The 600-nt window shown below is 55.8% G+C and carries 2 tRNA genes; both read right to left on the bottom strand.

Annotated elements, in window-relative coordinates:
* Positions 1–129: 129 nt before the first annotated feature.
* A tRNA-Ala gene (locus tag ACT6VE_RS34875) sits at positions 130–205 on the bottom strand.
* A 56-nt stretch (positions 206–261) separates the two neighbouring features.
* Positions 262–338, bottom strand: a tRNA-Ile gene (locus tag ACT6VE_RS34870).
* Positions 339–600 lie beyond the last annotated feature (262 nt).

Here is a 600-nt window from a genome sequence, read left to right as displayed (position 1 = left end):
ATGCAACCACGGCATCGATTAAAAAACCCATTCACAATGTCAAAGAGCAGGCCACTCATGGGCCCGCACACCGGCTACGGATAAATCCGCGCCGGAATATGTTGTCTTCATCTCTGGAGAAATGCGTGGTGGTGGAGCCTATCGGGATCGAACCGATGACCCCCTGCTTGCAAAGCAGGTGCTCTCCCAGCTGAGCTAAGGCCCCCAACCATGATCGCCGCTCTTTCGTGTTCGCACACAAAGCGAGCAGCGCGTCTATAATGGTGGGCCGAGTAGGAGTTGAACCTACGACCTCACGCTTATCAGGCGTGCGCTCTAACCACCTGAGCTACCGGCCCCACCTGCGGCCTTTCGGCTTAGGCGGGCAAGCCCGGGCTGCCCAAAGGCGGCGTTATCCGCTGCTCGCAAACATGTGAAAAACACACATTCGCGACAGCGAAATCTCCAGGATGAAGGGACATGAGGACGACGGCAATGTTCTTTGGAACGGAAGAAGCTCTTCCCGATACGAGGATCTTGCGATCCAATCAGGCGCTTTCTGCCAATATCCTTAGAAAGGAGGTGATCCAGCCGCAGGTTCCCCTACGGCTACCTTGTTAC

The sequence above is a fragment of the Shinella sp. genome (assembly GCF_052438155.1).
Lineage (GTDB): Bacteria > Pseudomonadota > Alphaproteobacteria > Rhizobiales > Rhizobiaceae > Shinella.
The sequence above is the reverse complement of the archived record's forward strand: the minus strand, read 5'-3'. Positions and strand labels throughout refer to the sequence as shown.